20 protein-coding genes are annotated in these 22,128 nt (G+C 40.5%); 11 read left to right on the top strand and 9 right to left on the bottom strand.

Annotated elements, in window-relative coordinates:
• Positions 1 to 211: 211 nt before the first annotated feature.
• The 3 genes from HY063_13475 to HY063_13485 all read right to left on the bottom strand — a co-directional run bounded on the left by HY063_13475 (position 212) and on the right by HY063_13485 (position 4,148).
• Positions 212 to 2,902 carry a tail fiber domain-containing protein gene (locus HY063_13475; GenBank protein MBI3502796.1) on the bottom strand — a complete coding sequence of 897 codons (2,691 nt, stop codon included), beginning with the start codon at positions 2,900 to 2,902 and terminating at the stop codon, positions 212 to 214.
• A 74-nt stretch (positions 2,903 to 2,976) separates the two neighbouring features.
• Positions 2,977 to 3,291 (bottom strand): hypothetical protein, encoded by a 315-nt coding sequence (locus HY063_13480; GenBank protein MBI3502797.1) that lies wholly within the window; start codon positions 3,289 to 3,291, stop codon positions 2,977 to 2,979.
• A gap of 80 nt (positions 3,292 to 3,371) precedes the next feature.
• Positions 3,372 to 4,148 (bottom strand): hypothetical protein, encoded by a 777-nt coding sequence (locus HY063_13485; GenBank protein MBI3502798.1) that lies wholly within the window; start codon positions 4,146 to 4,148, stop codon positions 3,372 to 3,374.
• Positions 4,149 to 4,374: 226 nt separating this feature from the next.
• Between HY063_13485 and HY063_13490 the strand changes: the two genes are divergently transcribed.
• Complete coding sequence (locus HY063_13490) at positions 4,375 to 5,877, top strand: hypothetical protein (protein MBI3502799.1); 1,503 nt, start codon at positions 4,375 to 4,377, stop codon at positions 5,875 to 5,877.
• Positions 5,878 to 5,906: 29 nt separating this feature from the next.
• Here the strand turns inward: HY063_13490 and HY063_13495 are convergent, their stop codons facing one another.
• From HY063_13495 to HY063_13510, 4 genes are all read right to left on the bottom strand, one after another.
• Complete coding sequence (locus HY063_13495; protein ID MBI3502800.1) at positions 5,907 to 7,088, bottom strand: serine hydrolase; 1,182 nt, start codon at positions 7,086 to 7,088, stop codon at positions 5,907 to 5,909.
• A gap of 81 nt (positions 7,089 to 7,169) precedes the next feature.
• On the bottom strand, positions 7,170 to 7,892 hold the full coding sequence (gene lipB, locus HY063_13500; protein MBI3502801.1) for a lipoyl(octanoyl) transferase LipB: 723 nt from the start codon (positions 7,890 to 7,892) through the stop codon (positions 7,170 to 7,172).
• Between the two features lie 15 nt (positions 7,893 to 7,907).
• The gene (locus tag HY063_13505) at positions 7,908 to 8,267 is read right to left on the bottom strand and encodes a four helix bundle protein (protein MBI3502802.1); all 360 of its coding nucleotides are present in this window, start codon (positions 8,265 to 8,267) and stop codon (positions 7,908 to 7,910) included.
• A 45-nt stretch (positions 8,268 to 8,312) separates the two neighbouring features.
• A complete protein-coding gene (locus tag HY063_13510) occupies positions 8,313 to 9,293 on the bottom strand; it encodes a bifunctional phosphoglucose/phosphomannose isomerase (protein ID MBI3502803.1) in 981 nt (326 codons plus the stop codon).
• Between the two features lie 100 nt (positions 9,294 to 9,393).
• Between HY063_13510 and HY063_13515 the strand changes: the two genes are divergently transcribed.
• The 4 genes from HY063_13515 to HY063_13530 all read left to right on the top strand — a co-directional run bounded on the left by HY063_13515 (position 9,394) and on the right by HY063_13530 (position 16,333).
• On the top strand, positions 9,394 to 11,124 hold the full coding sequence (locus HY063_13515) for a DNA polymerase III subunit gamma/tau (protein ID MBI3502804.1): 1,731 nt from the start codon (positions 9,394 to 9,396) through the stop codon (positions 11,122 to 11,124).
• A 38-nt stretch (positions 11,125 to 11,162) separates the two neighbouring features.
• Complete coding sequence (locus HY063_13520; GenBank protein MBI3502805.1) at positions 11,163 to 14,093, top strand: insulinase family protein; 2,931 nt, start codon at positions 11,163 to 11,165, stop codon at positions 14,091 to 14,093.
• Between the two features lie 298 nt (positions 14,094 to 14,391).
• On the top strand, positions 14,392 to 15,081 hold the full coding sequence (locus tag HY063_13525; GenBank protein MBI3502806.1) for a gamma-glutamyl-gamma-aminobutyrate hydrolase family protein: 690 nt from the start codon (positions 14,392 to 14,394) through the stop codon (positions 15,079 to 15,081).
• Positions 15,082 to 15,106: 25 nt separating this feature from the next.
• The gene (locus HY063_13530) at positions 15,107 to 16,333 is read left to right on the top strand and encodes an isocitrate dehydrogenase (NADP(+)) (GenBank protein ID MBI3502807.1); all 1,227 of its coding nucleotides are present in this window, start codon (positions 15,107 to 15,109) and stop codon (positions 16,331 to 16,333) included.
• Positions 16,334 to 16,408: 75 nt separating this feature from the next.
• On the opposite strand, the gene HY063_13535 is transcribed toward HY063_13530, so the two are convergent.
• The gene (locus tag HY063_13535; protein MBI3502808.1) at positions 16,409 to 16,969 is read right to left on the bottom strand and encodes a 1-acyl-sn-glycerol-3-phosphate acyltransferase; all 561 of its coding nucleotides are present in this window, start codon (positions 16,967 to 16,969) and stop codon (positions 16,409 to 16,411) included.
• 105 nt (positions 16,970 to 17,074) lie between these two features.
• On the opposite strand from HY063_13535, the gene HY063_13540 reads away from it, so the two are divergent.
• The 4 genes from HY063_13540 to HY063_13555 are packed head-to-tail and all read left to right on the top strand — an operon-like array spanning position 17,075 to position 20,327.
• Positions 17,075 to 17,887, top strand: a complete 813-nt coding sequence (locus tag HY063_13540; protein ID MBI3502809.1) for a DUF3822 family protein — start codon at positions 17,075 to 17,077, stop codon at positions 17,885 to 17,887.
• A complete protein-coding gene (rsmD, locus tag HY063_13545) occupies positions 17,878 to 18,408 on the top strand; it encodes a 16S rRNA (guanine(966)-N(2))-methyltransferase RsmD (GenBank protein MBI3502810.1) in 531 nt (176 codons plus the stop codon). The genes HY063_13540 and rsmD overlap by 10 nt, the downstream gene beginning before the upstream one ends.
• 46 nt (positions 18,409 to 18,454) lie before the next feature.
• Positions 18,455 to 18,922, top strand: a complete 468-nt coding sequence (gene coaD / locus HY063_13550) for a pantetheine-phosphate adenylyltransferase (protein MBI3502811.1) — start codon at positions 18,455 to 18,457, stop codon at positions 18,920 to 18,922.
• Between the two features lie 7 nt (positions 18,923 to 18,929).
• The gene (locus HY063_13555) at positions 18,930 to 20,327 is read left to right on the top strand and encodes a TlpA family protein disulfide reductase (GenBank protein ID MBI3502812.1); all 1,398 of its coding nucleotides are present in this window, start codon (positions 18,930 to 18,932) and stop codon (positions 20,325 to 20,327) included.
• On the opposite strand, the gene HY063_13560 is transcribed toward HY063_13555, so the two are convergent.
• Positions 20,302 to 20,910: an NUDIX domain-containing protein gene (locus tag HY063_13560; protein ID MBI3502813.1), complete on the bottom strand. Its 609-nt coding sequence runs from the start codon at positions 20,908 to 20,910 to the stop codon at positions 20,302 to 20,304. The two genes, HY063_13555 and HY063_13560, sit on opposite strands and share 26 nt — an antisense overlap.
• A 22-nt stretch (positions 20,911 to 20,932) precedes the next feature.
• Between HY063_13560 and HY063_13565 the strand changes: the two genes are divergently transcribed.
• Together HY063_13565 and HY063_13570 are read left to right on the top strand one after the other, a co-directional pair.
• Positions 20,933 to 21,610, top strand: coding sequence for an orotate phosphoribosyltransferase (locus HY063_13565; protein ID MBI3502814.1), 678 nt, complete (start codon positions 20,933 to 20,935; stop codon positions 21,608 to 21,610).
• 110 nt (positions 21,611 to 21,720) lie between these two features.
• On the top strand, positions 21,721 to 22,113 hold the full coding sequence (locus tag HY063_13570) for an SRPBCC family protein (GenBank protein MBI3502815.1): 393 nt from the start codon (positions 21,721 to 21,723) through the stop codon (positions 22,111 to 22,113).
• Positions 22,114 to 22,128 lie beyond the last annotated feature (15 nt).

The raw sequence follows: 22,128 nt of genomic DNA on the forward strand, positions 1-22,128 counted from the left end.
CAGATTGGTGCAGGTGTAATTAATCGGTGTGGTCATTAAATACTGTCCATAAAGTTGCAATGTTGTTTTCATAGAAGTTCGTTTTGGTGAACCGCTATGATGATTTATTTTGCCCTTGCTATCTCTCTGCCTGATTTTATCTTTTCAACATCTGCTTGTTTATTCCGAATGTTTTTTACCTTTGTTGCGAAAGTCCTAAAAGAATGATTTGTTACTGATTTTTCTCCATCTTCTTTGTATCAATTACTTTCCCATTCACTATAAGAGAGTAAGAATACATGCCCCCCATTAAATTTTGTGTATCGGCTTCAACTTTTCCATTTCCTGTTTCTTTAATTTCCACCCTCTTTATTTCCTTTCCGTAAAAGTCATAGAATACAATGTAAGCGCCTGTTACATTTTCAGGAATGAAATAACGAATCGTTGTTGACTCATTCATTGGATTTGGCTCATTCTGATAAAGTACACAATTGTTAGCAAGTTGAACATTAATAGTAGTTACAGAATTACCGGTGTTCTTATCTCCTCCACTATTATTAGTGCGCTCATTTTTCGAGTTTGTCAAACTATCAATTCTATTATTTAACTCCTGAACTGCTTTAACTAAAGGAACAACAATTTCCTCATATGATAAAGCGTAGTGTTCATGGCTTATATCGTCAGGCACTTCTACAATTGAAGAATTAAAACCGCAATCTTTTCCCGCTTTTTCTACTTCCTGAGCAATAAATCCAGCATGAACAATTTTTTGAGACGGTGAAAAATCCATTCCTAACTGATGTTTAGTTTTCAAACTATCTGGCATATTTTGAATCAGGAAATCATCTAGTTTTTTCGTGTCCATTTGATACGTAACAGGTCGAAGTTTATTGATAAACTCCAAACCTTTTACATCTTCCTTAACATTAAATTTAAAGCGGGCATCTGAACAAACAGTATATGCTACAGTGCCGCAGACACTAGTAACAGTAGTTGCTCCTAAATGAACTTCATGGCTGTTGCTTACAATTGCATTATATCCAATTGCAGAAGCATCGGTTAAGCCGCTGCAAGTTCCGCAAACATCCGCACCATACCCCACGCAGGTGTTGTTAGTGCCGGTTGTAACAGTTGCCCCCGCGATTTCACCTACAAAAGTATTTGCGCTGCCCGTTGTCATTGCAGAACCTGTCAGATAACCCACCGCAACATTATCACCACCCGAAGTGTTGCTGTTTGCAGCGCTGTAACCTAAAAAAGTATTGTCTGCTCCGCCTGCATTGCTGTATCCCGCATGGTAGCCAAGGAATGAGTTGGCTCCCGCTGTGGTAAGAAAACCGGCTTCCCTGCCCACAAACACATTGAAACTTGATGTTGCATTTGTATAGCCCGCCTGATAGCCAACTGCAGTGTTAGAAGCGCCTGTTGAATTAGTGAAACCGGCTTTAAAACCAAAGAAAGAATTGTTGCTGTAACTGCTTCCGGCAGAACCATCACCCGCGCCATAACCCACACAGGTATTGTTGCTTCCTGTTGCACTGGTATACATTGCCGCAAGCCCCATCGCCACATTATTTGCTCCGGTGGTGTTGCTAAACCCGCTGTTTTGCCCGATAAAAGTGTTGCTTGCCCCCGTATTGTTATAGCCCGCCTGATACCCTGCAAAAACATTTGCCCCGTTGGTAGTATTCTTGTAGCCACACTGGTAGCCGATAAAAACATTGTTTCCCCCGGTAGAGGTGGTGTATCCAGCGCTGCTGCCAAGAAAAACATTATCCGTGCCGGAGGTTGTATTGTATCCTGAAAGATAACCCAAAAAAGTGCCGTCTCTTGCCGTAGTATGATGATAGCCCGCCATGAATCCAACAATAGTATTATTGATATAGCTGCTGCTGCCCGTTGCTCCCAAACCCGCTGCATGACCCAGAATAGCATTGCTGCTGCCTGTAGCATAATACGCAGCAGAATCGCCTACTACAACATTGACGGTGCCGGTAGCATTTGTCAGCAATGAATATGCCCCAACGGTTACGTTGTCAGTGCCGGTGGTGGTGTTCAGCAGCGCGGAACTGCCCACTGCTACATTGGCATCGCCTCCGGTTAAAAGAGCAGTGCCTGCCTTATATCCAAAAAGAGAATTGTTGCTGATATCACTCTGGCTGTTTACTCCCTCGCCTGCTTGATATCCGGCTACTGTATTATTTGCTCCTGTTTTGTTATTTCCCAGCGCTTCGCTTCCCATGGCTATGTTGCTGCTGCCTGTGGTGTTGTTAATTTGCGCATCGTCTCCCACTGCCGTATTTCGCTTACCCGTGGTAGTTTGCAGCAAGGCATGCCTTCCAACAGCGGTATTTTCCCACCCATCGTAAGGAGAGCCGTTTGACCCTATGCAATTATATAATGCCTGAAATCCAATGGCTGTATTTTCGAGTCCATACACATTTCTATACATTGCCTGAGAACCTACAGCCGTATTTTCATAAGCACCATCAGATAAATACATGGCTGTATATCCAACAGCCGTGTTATCGTGCTCAAGCCCGTTAGCAGAAACTTTCTCGCTGGTAAATAAAGCCGAGCCGCCTACCGCTGTATTGCGGCTGCCAGCACCACTTGCATTAGTAAAATTGGTATTGAAGCCGCAACTATCCCCCACAAAAGTATTGTTTGAGCCAGTAGTGAGTGAATTGCCTGCATTTTCTCCTATGGCTGTATTTTTTCCTCCTGTCATTCCTGCTTTTCCTGAATTGCATCCGACAGAGGTGTTGCCGATAGTTCCACCGTCATTTGCATTGCTGCATCCGGCACTATTACTAATGGTGCCGCTGCCGTGCGTTTGCCCCTGTGCGTTGTACGCGCAAAAGAAAATTGTTGCTGCAAAAATAATTGCAGTAATTGTTTTGAATTGTGTAATTGTTTTCATTGTTGTTTGGTTTTATGCCCCGATAAGAATCAGGGCTGGTTATTATTTTTCATTTTACGCATTGCCGTCACACCTCAGGGAATCACGCCAACTCCTGCAGGAAAATTGGTTTTCCTCATAGGGAAAAATAGTTCCTCTGAAGGTCTGTTTATTATTCCTGCAGGAATGTTGTTTTTTGAGGCAAGAAAAAATTTTTCTCTGCAGGAATCTTCATTTCTCCTGCGGGAATCTTTGTTTTCACCCGAGGAAAAATCATTTCCTCCGCAGGCATGTTCATTATTGCTCAAGGAAAAATCATTTTCCCTCCAATACCCGGCTTGATTCCTGCTGTTCGGAGCATTTCCCCTGCAGGTCTGCTTGTTTCCTCTGTAGGTCTGTTGAGCATTCATTGCGAAAACCTTGCTTTTTCTTCAAATTCCGATTATTTCCTTATATCCTTATACCCTGTATCCTTATTTCCCTGCACCTGCTACATAACTCCCGTATAAAGAAAATCCGTCCATAGGTAGGGGTCTGCATTGGTGTGGCTGTAAACCGGATGCTTCGCCTTGTTTGCCGGAACGGAAGAGGCGGCTTTGCTGGTTTGCGTAGTTGCCGCGCTGGTTTTTTTGGTATGCGAAACGGGCAGAATGCTGGTGTGCTGAATGCCCACGATGGTGCCTGCGGCAAGGTCGGAAATAATAATATCGGCTTCGAGGGTAAAGCGGAGAATAACCGTTGCGGGCGGTGTGCCTTTTTGCGGGGTGGTGCCGTAGCGCCAGATATGCCCTTCATTTCCTTTGCGGGCTTTTTTCACGCGGTAATGCTCCCAGCCGGGTCCGCTGTCCACCAGTTCAAAATCGCGCGGGTGCAGTTCGGGTTTCTTTTTTAGTTTATAGCCCGTGGTAAGAATTAATTGTTCGGCTTTGTTTACATCGCCTGCTCCCAGGTCGTTTGCGTGGTCTTCCACATAATGCCCGTTGGAAGTGAGGGCGAGCATGAGGGCGGTGGCTTGCTCGTGCTCCAGTTTTGTGGTGGCGGTGGCGCGGTCGCCCGAAGCAATTTTTGTGAGCGTGGCGCGCAGGTTGGCAATCAGGTTGGAAACAGTTCCCGCGGTGGTAGCCGGCAACAGGGCAATGGGCGGGCTTGGAAAATTACTGTTGCCGGTAAGCCCCTGCACGGTGCCATCGCCAAAGGTGGCGAGCGCATCAGCGCTCATTTCTTTGAACTCGAACGATACTTTTGCTTTGCGGATGCTGAGTTTCATAAAATAGTTGGGTTTAAAGATTAATGTTCAGGATTTTTTTGTATTCGGTGATTTTGGATTGTATAAAATATTTTTTCAGTTTGAATAAGCCGCATTGCTTTGTTTTATTGACAAAGGAATAATAAAGTTTTGAAAATGATTTGGAGAAAAAAGACAGGTCGGGGACATTTCCCTATGAAATTCAGTTGGAGAATTTGTTGCCGGAACCCCTGATTGTTTCCTATTTTTGAAAAACATAAATGCCTGCCGCATGCTTGCGCTCGAACAGTTGATACAAAATTTGCCGCCCAAAGACACAGAAGTAATGAAAAAATACCTCCTGCTTTTTACGGATGAAAACCGCCACGAAGCCACGCTGCCGCTGAAACTTTTCAATTACCTGCTGCATAAACGGAAAACCGCCACCGCTGCCGATGCCTGCCTTTTTATTTACGGCAGCGGGCGCAATAAACAGGGCAAGTTCCGCAAACTCTGCTGGCGGCTGAAGCAAAAAATTTTTGACTGCCTTTGCACCGAATTGAACTATGAGAAAAAAGAAATGCTCGATGAAATGGACTGGGCGGCTTTCAGGGTGAGGAAGAAAGCGGCTATAAGCAGGTTGCTTTTTTTTCATAACAACGCTTCGGAAATTGCGCGCCAACTCATTGAAGAAATTATTTCTGAAAGCAAAAAGTTTGAATTTTATGAAACACTGGCAGAGCATCTTGATACTAAGAATTGGATATATAATTTTAAAGAAGGAGAAAAGGAGTTTGATAAAATTGTTTCTGAAGCCGGATTTTACAGAGAATGTCACCGCGCAAATGCAAAAGCAACTAATTATTATTATAAACTGATTTTTGTTTCAGAAAAAAATGCGGGGAATGAACAAAAAGTAAAATCATTTCTGAAAAAAGCCGTCAGAGAACTCGCCCTGCTTGCGGAAAAAACCAAATCGAATAAGATAAAATACTACCTGAAATATTTTGAACTGGAAATAAATTTCAGGAATAAGGATTATAAGGCGGCATCTCAAACCTGCTCTGAAATGCTCGCATTAATTTTTAATAATCCCTCCGTAAAAAGAAAACACCGAATCGGCATAACTTACGACCAGTTTTCGCGCTGCGAGTTATTGCTCGGTAATTTTGAAAAAGCAAGAGAATATGCAGCGGGGGCGCAAAAAATTTTTTCTCCCGCTTCCTTTGATTTCAGCATTTCGCAGGAGCAGGAATTTTACGCGCTGTTTTACGGCAAAAAATTTGCCGAAGCGGAAAAAATTGCTTCTGAAATGCTGCGCACTCCTTCACATAAAGAACTGGGCGAACTGCATAAGGCGAAATATATTTACCTGCACGCCCATGCGCTTTTCGTGCAGGGAAAATTCAAAGAAGCGCTGAATATGCTGCCGGAAAAATGGCACGATGCAAAAAACAATACGGAATGGGAAACGGGCTTACGCATTTTCAGAATCATGCTTTGCATTGAACTTGAAATGCAGGAAGAAGCGGGCAAACAAACTGAAGCCCTGCGCAAATATTTCGACTATCTTGAAAAGAAAAAAATACCCCTGTCTCCCCGCAATAAAGCCATTCTCGCGTGGCTGAGGCAACTCGCCACCCGCGATTTTGATTTCCGCGCCTTTAACTTTAAACATCAAACTTTAAAACCTGAAGCGAGATGGGAATTCTTCACTCCCGAAATCATTCCCTTCCACGAATGGGCGGAACATAAAAAAATGAGAAAATGAGTTATCGCTTATACCCTTATTACAAACAATTAACGATTAATGCCTTCCATCTCCAAAGCCGCATCAACGTACCAGTAGAAATCGGTGGGATGCCCGTTGATGTTGGAAAGTTCGCGCTTCTTTCCCAGGCGCACAATGAGTAGTTGAGAATCGGGAATCACAATAATGTATTGCCCCAGCACTCCGCGCGCGTAAAAAATAAAATGCCCTTTATACTGCGGAAGAATCCACCACGAGTAGCCGTAGCGTTTGTTGGGTTCATCGTTATCGGTGACGGGCGCGGGCTGAATGGATTCGAGCACATATTTTTCGGGAACAAGTTGTTTGCCGTTCCACCGCCCGCTGTCTGAATAAAGTTTTCCGAGCCGCGCAAAATCGCGCGCGTTGGAATTGAAACAGCAATATGCTTTTTCATCTCCGTTCGCATGGTCTAAACTCCAGAACGCATCGTGGTTGGCTTCAAGGGGCTTCCATAATTTTTCAGAAGCGTAATCGCTCAAACTCATTCCCACCGCTTTGCTCAGCGCGAAGCCCAGCAACTGCGTGTTGCCGCTGCGGTATTCAAATTTCTTTCCCGGCTCGCCCAGCACATTGTATTTGAAAACCAACTTGCGCAAATCATTTCCATAGTATGCTTCTGCGGCAAAGCCGATGGGGTTGATATAACTTTCGTCAAAATCAAACCCCGAACTCATCGTAAGCAAATGGCGGAACGTGATAGAACTTTTCTTTCCTTCCCTGCATTCGGGAAGAAAATCACAGACGGGCTCGTAAATGGATTTTATTTTTCCTTCTTCCACCGCAATGCCTGTGAGAATGCTCACAATGGTTTTTGCCATGGAGAAAGAACTGGTGTGCGAAGTGTCTGTGTAGCCATCCCAGTATTCTTCGTGGCGGATGGAATCGTCTTTAATAATAAGGTACGCCACCGTATTCATGCGCTCCATGTCGCCAAGGTATTGCGAAGGAATTTTTTTCGTGTTGTAGTCCTTGCCGATTGCCCACTCTTTCGGTGCGCCTGTTTTCACAATGCGGTTTTCAAAAATCCTGTACTCGTCAATATCGGCAGTCACGCGCCCTTTCAGGTAAGTGTTTGCGAAACCTTTATATAAATATGTTTTCCCCGAAACAAGAATGAGAATGTTCAGCACCACAAGCAGGATGAGCAGCCACTTGAAAAATGTTTTGAGGATTTTAAAAAATGTTTTCATATATCAAATGTAAAAGGAATTTCTGGTAACGAAGTAACGAATCATTCTTACTTTTATTCGTAACATTCGTTATGAAATTCGTTACTTCGTTACCAGGGAATCGACAATAGTACACTCAAACACCAGCGCGAAATATTTTTTCACTTTGCTTTTCACTTCTTCCATATTCATTTCTCTTCCCAATTCTTTTTCCATAGAAGTAACCGCTTTATCTGAAATTCCGCAGGGAATAATATTGTTGAAGTAACTCAAATCAGAATTTACATTGAACGCAAAGCCGTGCATGGTTACCCAGCGCGATGTGCGCACACCGAGCGCACAGATTTTTCTTGCTTTCAGTTTGTTTGTCCAATCGAGCCAAACTCCGGTGAGCCCTTCTATTCTTCCGGCTTCAATTCCGTAATCATTGAGCGTGAGAATAATTATTTCTTCGAGGCAGCGCAGGTATTTGTGAATGTCGGTAAAAAAATTATCCAGGTCCAGAATGGGATAGCCCACCATCTGCCCGGGACCGTGATAGGTAATATCTCCTCCCCTGTTTATTTTATAGTAAGAAGCATTTTTTTCCCTGAGGGAATTTTCATTCAGCAATAAATTTTTTTCATCCCCGCTTTTGCCAAGTGTGTACACGTGCGGATGCTCGCAGAAGAGCAAATGGTTTTCGGTTTTCGGTTTTCGGTTTTCGGTTCGGGCAAGAATTTTTTCGGATGCGCTCGCTTCAAAAAGTTTTTCCTGGTAATCCCAGCACTCTTTGTAATCAATCAATCCTAAATCGCGGAAAAATACAGATGGGACAGGGGACATAGGGCAAGGGACAGGTTATTTTTTTTCCAGTGTTTGAATGGACTTTGTAAGCATAGCAATGATGGAAGCAAGTTTTTTATCGCGCGCAGAAATAACATCGGGCGGCAAAAGAAATTTAGAACGCATATACCATCCTCTTGTTTCCCTTGCCGAACCTCTTGCAATTCTTAAAAAATGCGGATACTCTTTTCCAAAACCTCTTCCAAATCCTTCTTCAATATTTGCGCTGATTGAACCTGCGGAGCGAATCAACTGTCTTGCAATTTCTTTTCCGCGAATATCTTTCATTAAAATTTCAGTATCTGCCCAGCATTCATCCCAAAGCTCAACCGACAGAACATAAAAATGTATTTCAAAAATTTTATCTTTCTCCATTTGTATTTTCTCCCTTGTCCCCTGTCCCTTGCCCTTTGTCCTCTTTTAGATTTTTGCAAGTTCTCCTTTCAGCATATCAATCACTTTCACCTCGGTTGCGTCCACATTGCGCAACCCGGAGAGAAAATAAGAAGCCCAGTCAACAAGATGAATAAAATAAATTGCTTTTTCAAGTTGCGATTTTCCCTTGCTCCATATTTCGGTGATGTGCGGAGTGTATTTTGAAATCACTTCTTTGTTGATTTCAATGCGCGCGTTGTTGCGTTCGTATTCATCCTGGTCGCGCAGGAACACTACAGAAATTTTATCGCTGCCGCTCGCCCAGCCCACCAGTTCGTTGTGATTCATTTCGGGAATGGCGTGATGACCGCAAAGAATTTTTGCATTCTCGTTCAACTGCTGGCGGAAACGAACTGCAATGCCTTCAAAATAAGTGGTGGCATAAATGATGGGAGTTTTTCCGTTTAGTTTTCCGGCAACTTCTTTCGCCAGTGAAATAATAGTTGCTTTTTCTTTTTCAATTAACTCAACAGAAGATTTCAGTTGCGATTTAAATTTATTGCCGATAATTTTATACTGCGATAGAATAAAAAACAACTGTGTGAGCGAATAACTCAAACAAGCGCGCGGTGGATTTCCTCCGGGAATTAAAATCAAACCGAGGTTTTTCTTCTTGGCAACTTCTGCAACTTTTCCTCCTGAAGTTACGCAAACAATTTTCGCTTTTCTTTTCAACGCAATGTTCAAACAATTGATGGTCTCTTCCGTATTCCCGCTGTAAGAAGAAATAATCACCAGAGAATTCTGATTTATAAATTTAGGAATGAAATATCCCTTGCTCACGGTGATGGGAACAGTGGCTTCCATTGCCGTGAGTTCATTCACAATTGTTCCCCCGATTCCCGAACCGCCAAGACCTGAAATCAGCACATTCGAAATTTTTTTCGGCTTGGAAAATTTTACCCGCGCTCCGATTTGAATGGCTTCGCGAAGTTGGCTGGGAAAATTCTCAATCAAATTTTTCATGTAGGATAAATTGGCTGGCGAATATACGAATAAGAAAAAAGAGCAATAAAAACTAATTAACAAATCAAATGCTATAATCAATTCTTTGTAAATTGCACCGATGGAAAACTTCATCGTCTCCGCCCGCAAGTACCGCCCGCAAACTTTTGACACGGTTGTCGGGCAAGTGCATATTACTTCCACGCTGAAGAATGCAATTCGCAGCAATCATGTATCGCAGGCGTATTTGTTTTGCGGTCCGCGCGGAGTGGGAAAAACAACCTGCGCAAGAATTCTGGCTAAGACCATCAACTGTTTCAACCCGACAAAAAATATTGAAGCGTGTGATAAGTGTGAATCGTGCTTGTCATTCAACAGCGGCCATTCGCTGAATATTTACGAACTGGATGCGGCTTCGAATAATTCGGTGGAAGACATTCGCAATCTGATTAACCAGGTGAGTTTCGCTCCGCAGATTGGCACAAAAAAAGTTTATATTATTGACGAAGTGCACATGCTTTCACAGGCGGCATTCAATGCTTTTCTGAAAACGCTGGAAGAACCGCCCATGCACGCGATTTTTATTTTAGCAACAACGGAGAAACATAAAATAATTCCCACCATTCTTTCGCGCTGCCAGATTTTTGATTTCAACCGAATCAGAATTGAAGATATTGTAAATCATCTCGCGGAAATTTCCAGGAAAGAAAAAGTGAAAGCCGAAGAAGATGCGCTGCACATCATCGCGCAGAAATCGGATGGCGCCATGCGCGATGCGCTCAGCATTTTCGACCAGATGGTTTCGCTTTCGGGAGATAACATCACTTATAAAACTGTTATTGACAACCTCAGCATTCTCGATTACGATTATTATTTTAAAGTGGCGGACGCGTTGCTCGAGCGAAATACTTCTTCATCGCTTCTCCTGTTCAATGAAATTCTCAGCAAAGGTTTTGACGGGCATCATTTCATTAACGGTCTTGCGGAACATCTGAGAAATCTTTTGGTATGCAGAGATGAAATCACACTGCAACTTTTAGAAGTAAGCGCCAGCATTCGCGAGCGCTATAAAACGCAAAGCAAAAAAACTGAACCCGCTTTTCTTCTGAAGGGTTTAGAAATTCTCAGCAAGGCAGATTTCCAATACAAATCCAGCCGTAACCAGCGACTGCTTGTTGAACTCGCATTGCTTCAACTTTGTTCAATCGGAACAAGCGTAGAAAAAAAAAGTGAAGTCATAAGCATTGCGCCCGCTCCCGCAACACAAAAGGGAGAAAATAAAATTCCTGAAACAAAAAATATTTCTCCTTATCCTCAACCTGTCGCTTCTCAGTCAAAAACTGTTGCCGAGTCGCCCGCGCAAAAAATTTCTTCTTTGCCTTCCACAAAATCTCCGTTAAAAGGCGGAATGCTTTCCATTTCAGGATTGACAAATGGAAATGTTCCTAAATCCAACGGCAACGGAACAAAAGTTTCTTCGGAAGAAATTAAAGAGGAAACTTCTCTTGAATCTGCCTGGACTTCTTTTGCAGAATCATTAAAGAAAAAAAATAAAATAAATCTTTCGAGTACGCTGAAGGCACGCAAGCCCGTGCACGAAGATGAATCAACAATTTCATTCAGCGTTTTAAATCAAGTGCAGGAAGATGAAATTAACGCAGTGAAAACAGATTTGCTTTTTCATTTGAGAAGCGCGTTAAAGAATAATTCTCTTCAATTAAAAATAATTGTTGACGAAACCAAAAACGAACGCAAGCCCTACACAGGCGAAGAAAAATACCAGCGGCTCGCTGAAAAAAATCCTGCGCTGAATAAATTAAGGCAGCAGTTTGGACTTGAAATTGATTTCTGAAAAAGAAAGTATATTCACATCTCATTTTACTGAATCACATGAAACAATTTCTTTTTCTCTTCGGAATATTTTATACAATTCAGAATTCTTCTGCACAAGAAAAATCTCCGGCTAAACTTCCTCTTTTTGAAAAACATTACGCCTATGATTCTGTTCCCAATGATCCGATTCATACAAGAATTTACACGCTTGATAACGGCTTGAAAGTTTATCTGAGCGTTTACAAAAATGCTCCGCGTGTTTATACTTCCATTGCGGTTCGCGCAGGGAGTAAAAATGATCCGGGTGATGCAACCGGACTTGCGCATTATCTCGAACATATGCTTTTCAAAGGCACCGATAAATACGGAACAAAAGATTTTTCGAAAGAACAAATCGAACTAAGAAAAATTGATTCGCTCTATGACGTGTATGGAAAAACTTCGGATGCCGCGCAACGAAAAAAAATTTATCACGTGATTGACAGCGTTTCAAATATTGCTTCCAAATATTCCATCGCGAATGAATATGATAAAATGCTCTCGAACATTGGCGCGAAAGGAACGAATGCTTATACGTGGATGGAGCAAACGGTTTATGTAAATGATATTCCCACGAATCAACTTCACAAATGGCTGACGATTGAAGGCGAACGTTACCGGAATCCTGTCATGCGTTTGTTTCACACGGAACTTGAAGCGGTGTACGAAGAAAAAAATCGCTCGCTCGATGATGATTACGATAAAGCGGAAGACGCGCTCTTTGCTGGACTCTGGCAAAAACATTCGTATGGAACACAAACTACAATCGGAACAATTGAGCATTTGAAAAATCCTTCGCTGAAAAAAATAAAAGATTATCTCCACACGTATTATGTTCCGAACAATATGGCGATTTGTCTGGCAGGAGATTTAAATCCGGATTCAACTGTAAAATGGATTGACCAGGCAACGAGTGCGTGGATTTCAAAACCAGTTCCGGTATTTAATCCTCCTGTGGAAAATCCGATTTCTTCTCCTGTAATAAAAAATGTTGTGGGTCCGTATCCTGAAAATATGTCTATGGCGTTTCGCTTTGCTGGCGCTGGAACAAAAGAAGCCGACCTGCTCAAACTCACGAAAGAAATTTTATCCAACGGAAAAGCCGGATTGATTGATTTGGATTTGGTGCAGAAGCAAAAAGTTTTGAGCGCAAGCTGCGAGCCGCTCATACTGAAAGATTATTCCGCAGAAATTTTTTCAGCAGAACCGAAAGCAGGACAGAAATTAGAAGACCTCACCCAACTTCTGCTCGGAGAAATTGAAAAACTCAAGCGCGGAGATTTTCCGGACTGGCTTTTAACTTCCATCATCAGCAATATGAAATTGAAAGAAACTAAAACCTATGAAAATAATTTCGGAAGAGTGGGTTCGTATGTATCTTCTTTTATAGATAATCAGCCGTGGGAAAACAGCGTGAAGTATATTGAGCGGCTTTCAAAAATTTCCAAGCAGGAAATTATTGACTTCGCGAATAAATATTACGGAAATAATTATGTGGTCGTTTACAAACGAACGGGAACCGATTCCACTGCGCAAAAAGTGGAGAAGCCCGAAATTCATCCGGTGGAAACCAACCGAAATGAGATGAGTCCGTTTGTAAAAAATAGTATCAACACTCCGGCAGATGAAATTGAACCAAAGTTTATTGATTATGATAAAGACATTCAGAAGTTAACTGTTCGAAAAAATATTCCTTTGCTCTACACGCCCAACACCGAAAGCAAAACATTCACGATGTATTACATTCTCGACATGGGAAGCAATCACAACAAAAAACTTCCGGTGGCAATCGAGTATCTTCCGTATCTCGGCACTTCAAAATATTCTCCCGAACAATTGCAGCAGGAGTTTTACAAACTCGCCTGCAGTTTCGGAGTTTTCAATTCGGAAGACCAATGCTACGTTTACCTGAGCGGACTTTCAGAAAATTTTGAGAAGGCAACTGCGCTCTTTGAAAATCTTCTTGCCGATGCAAAACCGAATCCCGAAGCGCTCACAAATTTAGTTTCTGATATTCTGAAAAAACGCGCTGATGCGAAGCTGGATAAGTTTTCGATTCTTGAGGCAATGTATAATTATGGAAAGTACGGTTCGCAATCGCCCTTCACAAATATTCTCAGCGAAAAAGAATTGAAAGCGCTCAAGCCCGAAGATTTAATTTCTGTCATCAAATCGCTCACAAGTTACCAGCATAGAATTTTGTATTACGGTTCGATGAAGCCGGAAGAAGTTTCCGCTTCGCTGGAAAAATTGCACAACACGCCTGAAGTTGTAAAAATAATTCCACCGGAAAATAAATTCGAGGAACTGCCCACAACTATGAATAAAGTTTTCGCGATTGATTACGATATGGCGCAGGCAGAAATTCTTCTCGTGTCGAAATCGGAATTATATTATAAGGAACTCACGCCTGCCATGCGTTTGTTCAATGAGTATTTTGGCGATGGAATGTCTTCGATTGTTTTTCAGGAATTGCGCGAATCAAAAGCGCTGGCATATTCCACCTATGCAAATTATCTCGAAGCAAATCGCATTGACAAAAATAATTACATCGAAGCGTATATTGGCGCGCAGGCGGATAAACTTCCAGAAGCGCTCGCAGGTTTGATGGATTTAATGAAGAGCATGCCGGAATCGGAAGTGGTATTCAATGCTGCAAAGAAAAATGTTTTAGAAAATATCCGCAGTTCAAGAATTACAAAAACACAAATTCTTTTTGACTACGAGCACGCGAAAAAACTCGGGCTCGACCATGACGTTCGAAAAGATGTTTACGAGCAAGTTCAGAATATGAAATTAGATGCCGTGAAAAGATTTCACTCGGAACATCTCAGCAACAAGCGTTATAATATTATTGTACTCGGAAATAAAAAACTCATTGACCAGAAAGTTTTGGAAAAGTACGGCCCGGTAAAATGGCTGACACTGGAAGAAGTTTTCGGATACTAATGTTTGGAGAAGATTTTATTTATTACATCGTAATTGGGATTGCCTTCGCAACTCCATTGTTATGGCTGATTTCATTTGCTCTTTTGAAGAAAATGAAAAGAGGGAAAATTATTTTTTGGTTTGGATTTGTTTTATACTTTTTTGTAATAATAATATTTTATTTTATAGTTAATCAGGCAGGGGGATGGGACAGATTTGCATATTATTTCATGGGAAGTTTTTTGGTTACTGCTTATTCTGTTCTTTTTATTTTGCTTTCTCTTTTACTACGAAAAATACTTTCTGAAAAAAAATAATCATGATTACTATTGGAATTACAGATTGTTCTAAATGGAAAAATTACCACAACTGGTTCGCTTCCGAAAATGTGAAAGTGAAAAAACTTTCTTACAAGGAAAATAATTTACCGGATGTGGAAAAGTGCGATGGTATTGTTTTATCAGGCGGAGAAGATGTGCATCCGAAATATTACGGCAAGCCATCGTATATGAAAAAGAAAGATGAATTAAAATTAGATGTGAACGAAGAGCGCGATAAATTTGAATTGAAAGTGATTGACAAAGCAGTGAAAAATAAAAAACCGATTCTGGGAATTTGCCGCGGGCTTCAGATTGCAAATGTTTATTTCGGAGGAACTCTTATTCCTGACTTGAAGGAAAAAACAAAAATCCGTCATTCAAAGAATGAAGGATACGACCAAACACACGAAGTGAAAGTGGAAGAAGGGTCTTGTTTGAGTGCAATTATTAATTCTGAAAGTGGAATCGTAAACAGCGCGCATCACCAATCTGCGGAAAAAATCGGAAGAGGATTAAAAGCAACTGCAACTGATTCGGAAGGAATTGTAGAAGCCATCGAATATAAAAATCCAAAGAACAAACCTTTTCTTTTGCTGGTGCAGTGGCATCCTGAGCGGATGAAGCAGCAGGAAAATACGCTGGCGAAAAATATCAAAGAAAAATTCTTAGACGAAATCCGAAAAAGATAAATTTGCATTCACAAAAAAATTTTCTATGTCAAAAATAAAAGTCGCAAATCCCGTTGTTGAACTCGATGGAGATGAAATGACCCGCATCATCTGGAAATATATTAAGGATAAATTAATTCTTCCTTACTTAGATGTAGAAATAAAATATTTTGATTTGGGAATTGAGAACCGCGACAAGACGGATGACAAAGTAACTGTTGAATCCGCAGAGGCGATTAAAAAATATAATGTCGGCATCAAATGCGCTACCATTACTCCCGATGAAGCGCGCGTAAAAGAATTTTCGCTGAAACAAATGTGGAAATCTCCGAACGGAACGATACGGAATATTTTAGACGGAACAGTTTTCCGCGAGCCGATTGTCTGCAAAAATGTTCCGCGCCTTGTGCCCAACTGGACGAAACCGATTTGCATTGGCCGTCACGCATTCGGAGACCAATACCGCGCTACAGATTTCGTAACGAAAGGAAAAGGAAAGCTGACAATCACTTTTACTCCTGAAGGAGGAACTGCACAATCGTTTGAAGTTTATAATTTCAAAGGCGATGGAGTTGCGCTGGCTATGTATAACACCGATGAATCCATCCGCGGATTCGCACAATCGTGCTTCAATGTTGCGCTCGATAAAAAATGGCCGCTGTATCTTTCTTCGAAAAACACCATCCTGAAAAAATATGACGGGCGCTTCAAAGATATTTTCCAGGAAGTGTACGAAAAAGAATTTAAGTCGAAATATGAAGCAGCAGGAATTACCTACGAGCACCGCCTGATTGACGATATGGTTGCATCCGCTCTGAAATGGAACGGAGCATTTGTGTGGGCATGCAAAAATTACGATGGCGATGTGCAGAGCGATACGGTTGCGCAGGGATTTGGCTCGCTGGGATTGATGACATCTGTTCTTGTTACTCCAGATGGAAAAACAATGGAAGCAGAAGCCGCGCACGGAACCGTAACAAGACATTTTCGCGAACATCAGAAAGGAAAACCGACCTCAACAAATCCGATTGCATCCATTTTTGCATGGACGCGCGGGCTTGCGTTCAGAGGGAAACTGGATAATAATTCCGCGCTGATTAATTTCTGCGATGCGCTTGAAAAAGTTTGTGTGGAAACTGTGGAGTCAGGAAAAATGACCAAGGACTTGGCAGTTTGCGTTTCCGGAAATAAAGTGGAACATGGAAAAGATTATTTATATACAGAAGAATTTTTGGATGCGCTGGATAATAATTTAAAGTCGAAGTTGAAATGACACAAAATGTCATTCCAAACGTAGTGAGGAATCTCAATAAGGAGATTCTTCGCTTTGCTCAGAATGACAATTCCTTTACGGCTTAATCGCTTCCAGCGAAAAGTTTTCAGGATTTTTGGGAATCACATCTCTGAAAAATTCCCGTATGCCTTCAAAATCTTTTTCAATGTTTCCGCTCGGCATAAATGAATGTCCAATGAACGCGGTTTTAGTTCCGTAATTTATTTTTCCAAGCACGATGGGAATATTTGCTTTCAGCGCGAGATAATAAAAACCGGTTTTCCATTTCTCTACCTTTTTGCGCGTGCCTTCGGGAGTGATGAGCACGATGATTTCTTTTTTGCTGTTTACCAGTTCTACCATTGCATCTACAAAGTTAGTATGCTTGCTGCGTTCAACCGGCAATCCGCCAAGTGAACGAAAAAAAATTCCCATAGGGAATTTGAACCATTCTTTTTTAATGAGGTAATTTACTTTCAATCCGAAAAGAGTCCAGGCGAAACTTCCATAGATAAAATCCCAGCTGCTGGTGTGAGGCGCGGCAACGAGCACGCATTTTTTTATTCCTGCAGGAATTCCTCCTCTGACTTTCCAGCCGGTGAGTTTGAAAAATAATTTTGCAATAAGTTTATACATCCATCTACTAATTTACGAATGAGTACTAATGTACTAATCAAATCCAATTAGTAACTGTTCGGTAGTTATTAGTACATTAGTAAAGATTGGTAAATTAGTAGCTAAATGGCTGAGGCAAAAACAATAACTGCATCTGAAATAAATTTCGTTGACGAATCTTTTGATGAAGCAAAAGCAAATCAATATCATCTTTCTATTCTCACAAACGGAGACAAGTTTATTTTTTCCATTCTTGATACAAACTCGAATAAATATCTTTCGCTTCAATCGGAAAAAAAATTTCCTAAACTAAATTTCAAATCTGTTTCTTGTGTAATTGCTCATAATAAATTCACGCTGATTCCCTCCGCCTTATTTGAAGAAGAAAAAAAGGAATCGCTGCTCGGCTTTAATCACGAAATAAAAAAGGACGAAGAAGTTTTTGTAAATGCACTTCATAATCTTGATGCAAAAAATATTTTTGCCGTTTCAAAAAACTTAGTTTCAGAAATCAGAAATAAATTTTCGAATATAAATTTTATCCATTCGTCCACCGCTTTCATAGAAGGATTGCTGGTTCAGTATAAAAATAATTCGGGCAAAAAAGTTTTTGTAAATTTTTATTCTTCGCATTTTGAAATTGTAATTCTCGAAGGAAAAGAATTATTATTCAGCAACGCTTTTAACTTTCAAACTCCCGAAGATATTGCTTATTACATTCTTTTTATCTATGAGCAATTAAATCTGAATCCCGAAACCATTGAACTTATTTTATCGGGAGAAATTGAAAAGCCGGCAAAAGAATATTCGCTTCTTTATACCTATATAAGAAATATGAAATTCGCTTCGCGGCCGGATGGATTTAAATACAGTTATAAGTTTGAAGAAATTCCTTCGCATAAATATTTTTCGCTCTTCACACAATACCTGTGCGCATAGTTGGCGGAACACATCGCAGCAGGCAGTTTCACGTTCCCGACCATTTGGGAATTCGCCCCACGACTGATTTCGCGAAGGAAGCGTTATTCAATATTCTCAGTAACAGAATTGATTTCGAAGGAAAAAAAGTTCTGGATTTATTTGGCGGGAGCGGAAGCATCAGCTATGAATTTGCTTCGCGTGGCGCTGCTGAAATTATTACAATTGAAAAAAATCTGAAGAGCGCTGAGTTTATAAAAAAGACAGCGAGAGAATTTAAATTTCTAAACATTAAAGTAATTAAAATGGATGTTTTCGGTTTTCTGAAAATGTACGCGGATACTTTCGATATAATTTTTGCCGACCCGCCTTTCAAATTGGAAAATATTGCACGCATTCCTGCGTTAGTGTTTGAGAAAAAATTGCTGAATGAAAACGGAATGCTTATAGTAGAACATCCAAGCGATGTAAATTTTGCAGGAATAAAAGAATTGAAAGAAATAAGAGAATACGGCACAGTGAATTTTTCTATCTTCGGTTAATCAACGAAAAACGAAACTTTACGAAGATTTATAAATAAAAACTTAAATGTCTCGCACAGCAGTATTTCCAGGTTCGTTCGACCCGATTACACTCGGTCACGAATCAATTATTCAGCGCGCTCTTCCACTCTTTGATAAAATTATTATTGCAATAGGAATCAATTCCACTAAAGAAAGTTATTTTCCAATTGAAAAAAGAAAACTCTGGATTGAAAAAGTTTTTAAAGGAGAAAAAAAAATTGAAGTAAAAACTTATAAAGGACTTACAGTTAATTTCTGTAAATCAGTTCGCTCAAATTATATTCTTCGCGGGCTGCGTACTTCTGCCGATTTTGAATTCGAGCACGTGATTGCCCAGATGAACCGCGCGATGGAAGAAAAAATTGAAACCGTTTTTATTCTTTCTACTCCTGAACTTTCAGCAATTGCCTCAACAGTTGTACGCGATATAATTCGCAATGACGGTGATGCAAGCCAGTTTGTTCCATCTGCAATCAGAAAGGAACTGAAATAATTTTCCCGTGCGAAATTTTTCATTCATATTTTTTTTAATCTTCAACTTTCAATTTATAATTTGTAATTGCCAAAGCGTAACTATTAAGGGAAAAGTTGATTCAAGTTATCTCGCGGAAGAGAAAACTATTTACGCTTATACTTATGATGATTTTATTTCCTACAAAGACAAAGAACTTTCGTCCGACAAACTGGATGAAAAAGGGAATTTCAATCTGAGTTTCCCTATTGCAAATACAACTTACATTTTTCTAATGGTTGGAAATGCAAAAGCCGAAATGGTGGTTGAGTCAAATAAAACATATGAAATAAATTTTCTGAAAAAGGATTCAAATGCAGTAAACACGCTGAGCATTCCAGTTCCGGTGGAAATAGAATTTAAAAACTCAAATGAAACAGAATTAAATTTTCTCATAGCTGATTTTACAAGCCGGTATGAATCTTTTCTCGAAAACCATCGCGGAATGATTGCGAAAAAAGACAGCCGCATTTTCGGAAAGATTGACACAATGAAAACTCTTTCAAAGAAAAAATATTCAGCTTACAATAATTCTTACCTGAACAATTACATTGAATACACTTTTGCTTCGCTGGAAGAAAGCATTTCGCTTAAAGGTGATGAAAAGGTTTTTAAAAATTATATTCAGGGAAAACCGATTCAACGTTCCAATTATGATTATATGAGTTTCTTCAACCAGTTTTTTTCCGGCACAGCGGAAGGCATGATAAGCAAACCCGCAACACAAAATGAAATTGCTAAAGGAAATTTTTCTTCAATGCTCGAATATTATAAGCAAAATAAATTTCTTTCGAATGATACAATAAGAGAAGCTGTAGTGTTGAAATCATTGGCGATGACAAAAAATTATCCGGCAATAAAAATAAATTCTACTCTTTCAATTCTCGAGCAGGCAGAAAAAGAATGCAAATCACCGGAAAATAAAAAAGCCGCAGAGAATCTTCGTAAAAAATTATCGGTGATGAATATAGGAAAGCCCGCTCCTGTTTTTTATTTTCAAAATATAAATGGAAAAGAAGTTTCGCTGGCGGATTGCCTGGGAAAATTTGTCTATATAAATTTCTGGGCTTCGTGGTGCGCGAGCTGCACACAGGAAATGATGCTGATTCCTGAATTAAAAAAAATATACGGAAATAAAATCACCTTCGTCAGCATTTCGGTGGATAAAAATATTGACGCGATGAAAAATTTCCTGAAGAAGAATCCAAAAATGGACTGGACTTTTCTCTATTGTAACGATTATAAAAAAGCAAAAGAAGAATTCAAGGTACTCACAGTTCCTACTTATTATATGCTCGACCCGAAAGGAAATGTTTTTAAATCTCCTGCTGATAAGCCGCAGGACATTGAGCCCACATTTATCAGGATAAAAAAGAAGCAGCAATGAGAATTTCGCGCAGCGAAGAATAAATTTTATTCGAAACTTTTTTTACTTCTTCCTTTCTCATCCATTTCGCAATTTTAATTCCTTCTTCCGCCTGAGGTTTTGGTTTTGCAGAATCTCTACAGAGCATTTCATACCAGTATGTGCGTTTCAAATGCTGAACCTTGTTCACATAAAAAATATGATGAGAAGAAGGAAATTGTTTTACAATTCTCAAATGTTTCACTCCGCATTCCTCTTCCACTTCTCGAATGGCAGCCATCCCCGGTGATTCTCCTTTTTCTAGTTTTCCCTTCGGCAAATCCCAATGTCGGTTGCGGTAAATCATCAGCAAATTTCCCTTTTCATTTTTCACTACTCCGCCAGATGATTCAATATAAACAAACAGAGAGCGAAACACTTTCCAGATTCTTTCTTCGTCTCCTGTGATAAATAATTTTTTCAGTTTCGATTTTGAAAATAATTTCAATTCTCTGTGAAGAGCTTCCGCAGATAAAAATGAAATCGTCTTTGCATTCTTCTCACTATTTTTCGCTTCCGCAGAAGAAATTATAATACACTTCTCGCCTGAAAAAATCTTGTACATTTGTTAAACTAAAATTTATTTTATGATTGTAAGCCAGGACACCGCAATAAAAATCGCGGATTACCTGTTGCAAATTAAAGCAATAAAATTACAACCGCACAAACCTTTTGTGTGGGCGAGCGGCTGGAAAGCCCCGATTTATTGCGACAACAGACGCACACTTTCTTATCCGAAAATCAGAAATTTTCTTCGCGACCAGTTCATCAAAGTCATCAGCGACAAAATGGGAAAGGTGGATGTGATTTGCGGAGTTGCCACAGGAGGAATTGCGCACGGAATGATGATTGCCGATGCGATGAACCTGCCGTTCTGCTATGTGCGCGCGGAAGCAAAAGTGCACGGGCTCACAAATTTAATTGAAGGCGTTGTGGGCGCGGGACAAAAAGTTGTCATCATTGAAGATTTAATTTCCACAGGGAAAAGTTCTCTGAAAGCGGTTACTTCGCTGCGCAATGCCGGTTGCACCGTGCAGGGAATGATTTCCATTTTCACCTATAATTTCAAAGTGGCGGCCGATGCTTTCAAAAAAGAAAAATGCCCTGTGTTTCATCTCTGCGATTACGAAACGCTGATGAAAGAATCGCTGAAGAAAAAAACAATTACCAAAGAAGAACTCGCTCTTTTGAAATCGTGGCGCGAAGCTCCCGATAAATGGGGACAAGATGGTGCTCCGGTTTCTCCTTTAGGAAGGTTGGCTTGAACTTAATCTACTAATGTACCAATCGCTACTAATTTACTAATAGCAGCCATTTTATTTTCTTTCGGATTTAATTAGTACATTAGTACCAATTCGTAAATTAGTAGATATATATGAAAATAGAGAGCGACAAATCCGAAATCAATAAACCTTCTTCTGAAGTTTTTTCTTTCCTGACTGACTTCAATAATTTTCAGAAGCTGATGCCTCCGCAGGTAACCAACTGGAAAAGCACTGCCGATGAATGTTCATTCACCATCAGCGGAATGGCGAGCATAGGAATGAAAATCGTGGAGAAAACTCCGAACTCGAGAATAAAAATTTCTTCTGCAGGAAAAGTTCCGTTTGAATTCACGCTTGATATTCCTCTCACCGAAACCAGCGCCACACAAACTACCGGGCAACTAATTTTTGAATCAGACCTCAACCCGATGATGGCAATGATGGTTGAAAAACCATTGCGGAATTTTTTTAATGTGCTGGCGGGGAAGATGAAGGAAGTATAAATACAAGTTGCAGTT

It is taken from the genome of Bacteroidota bacterium, from assembly GCA_016195025.1.
Taxonomy (GTDB): domain Bacteria; phylum Bacteroidota; class Bacteroidia; order Palsa-948; family Palsa-948; genus Palsa-948.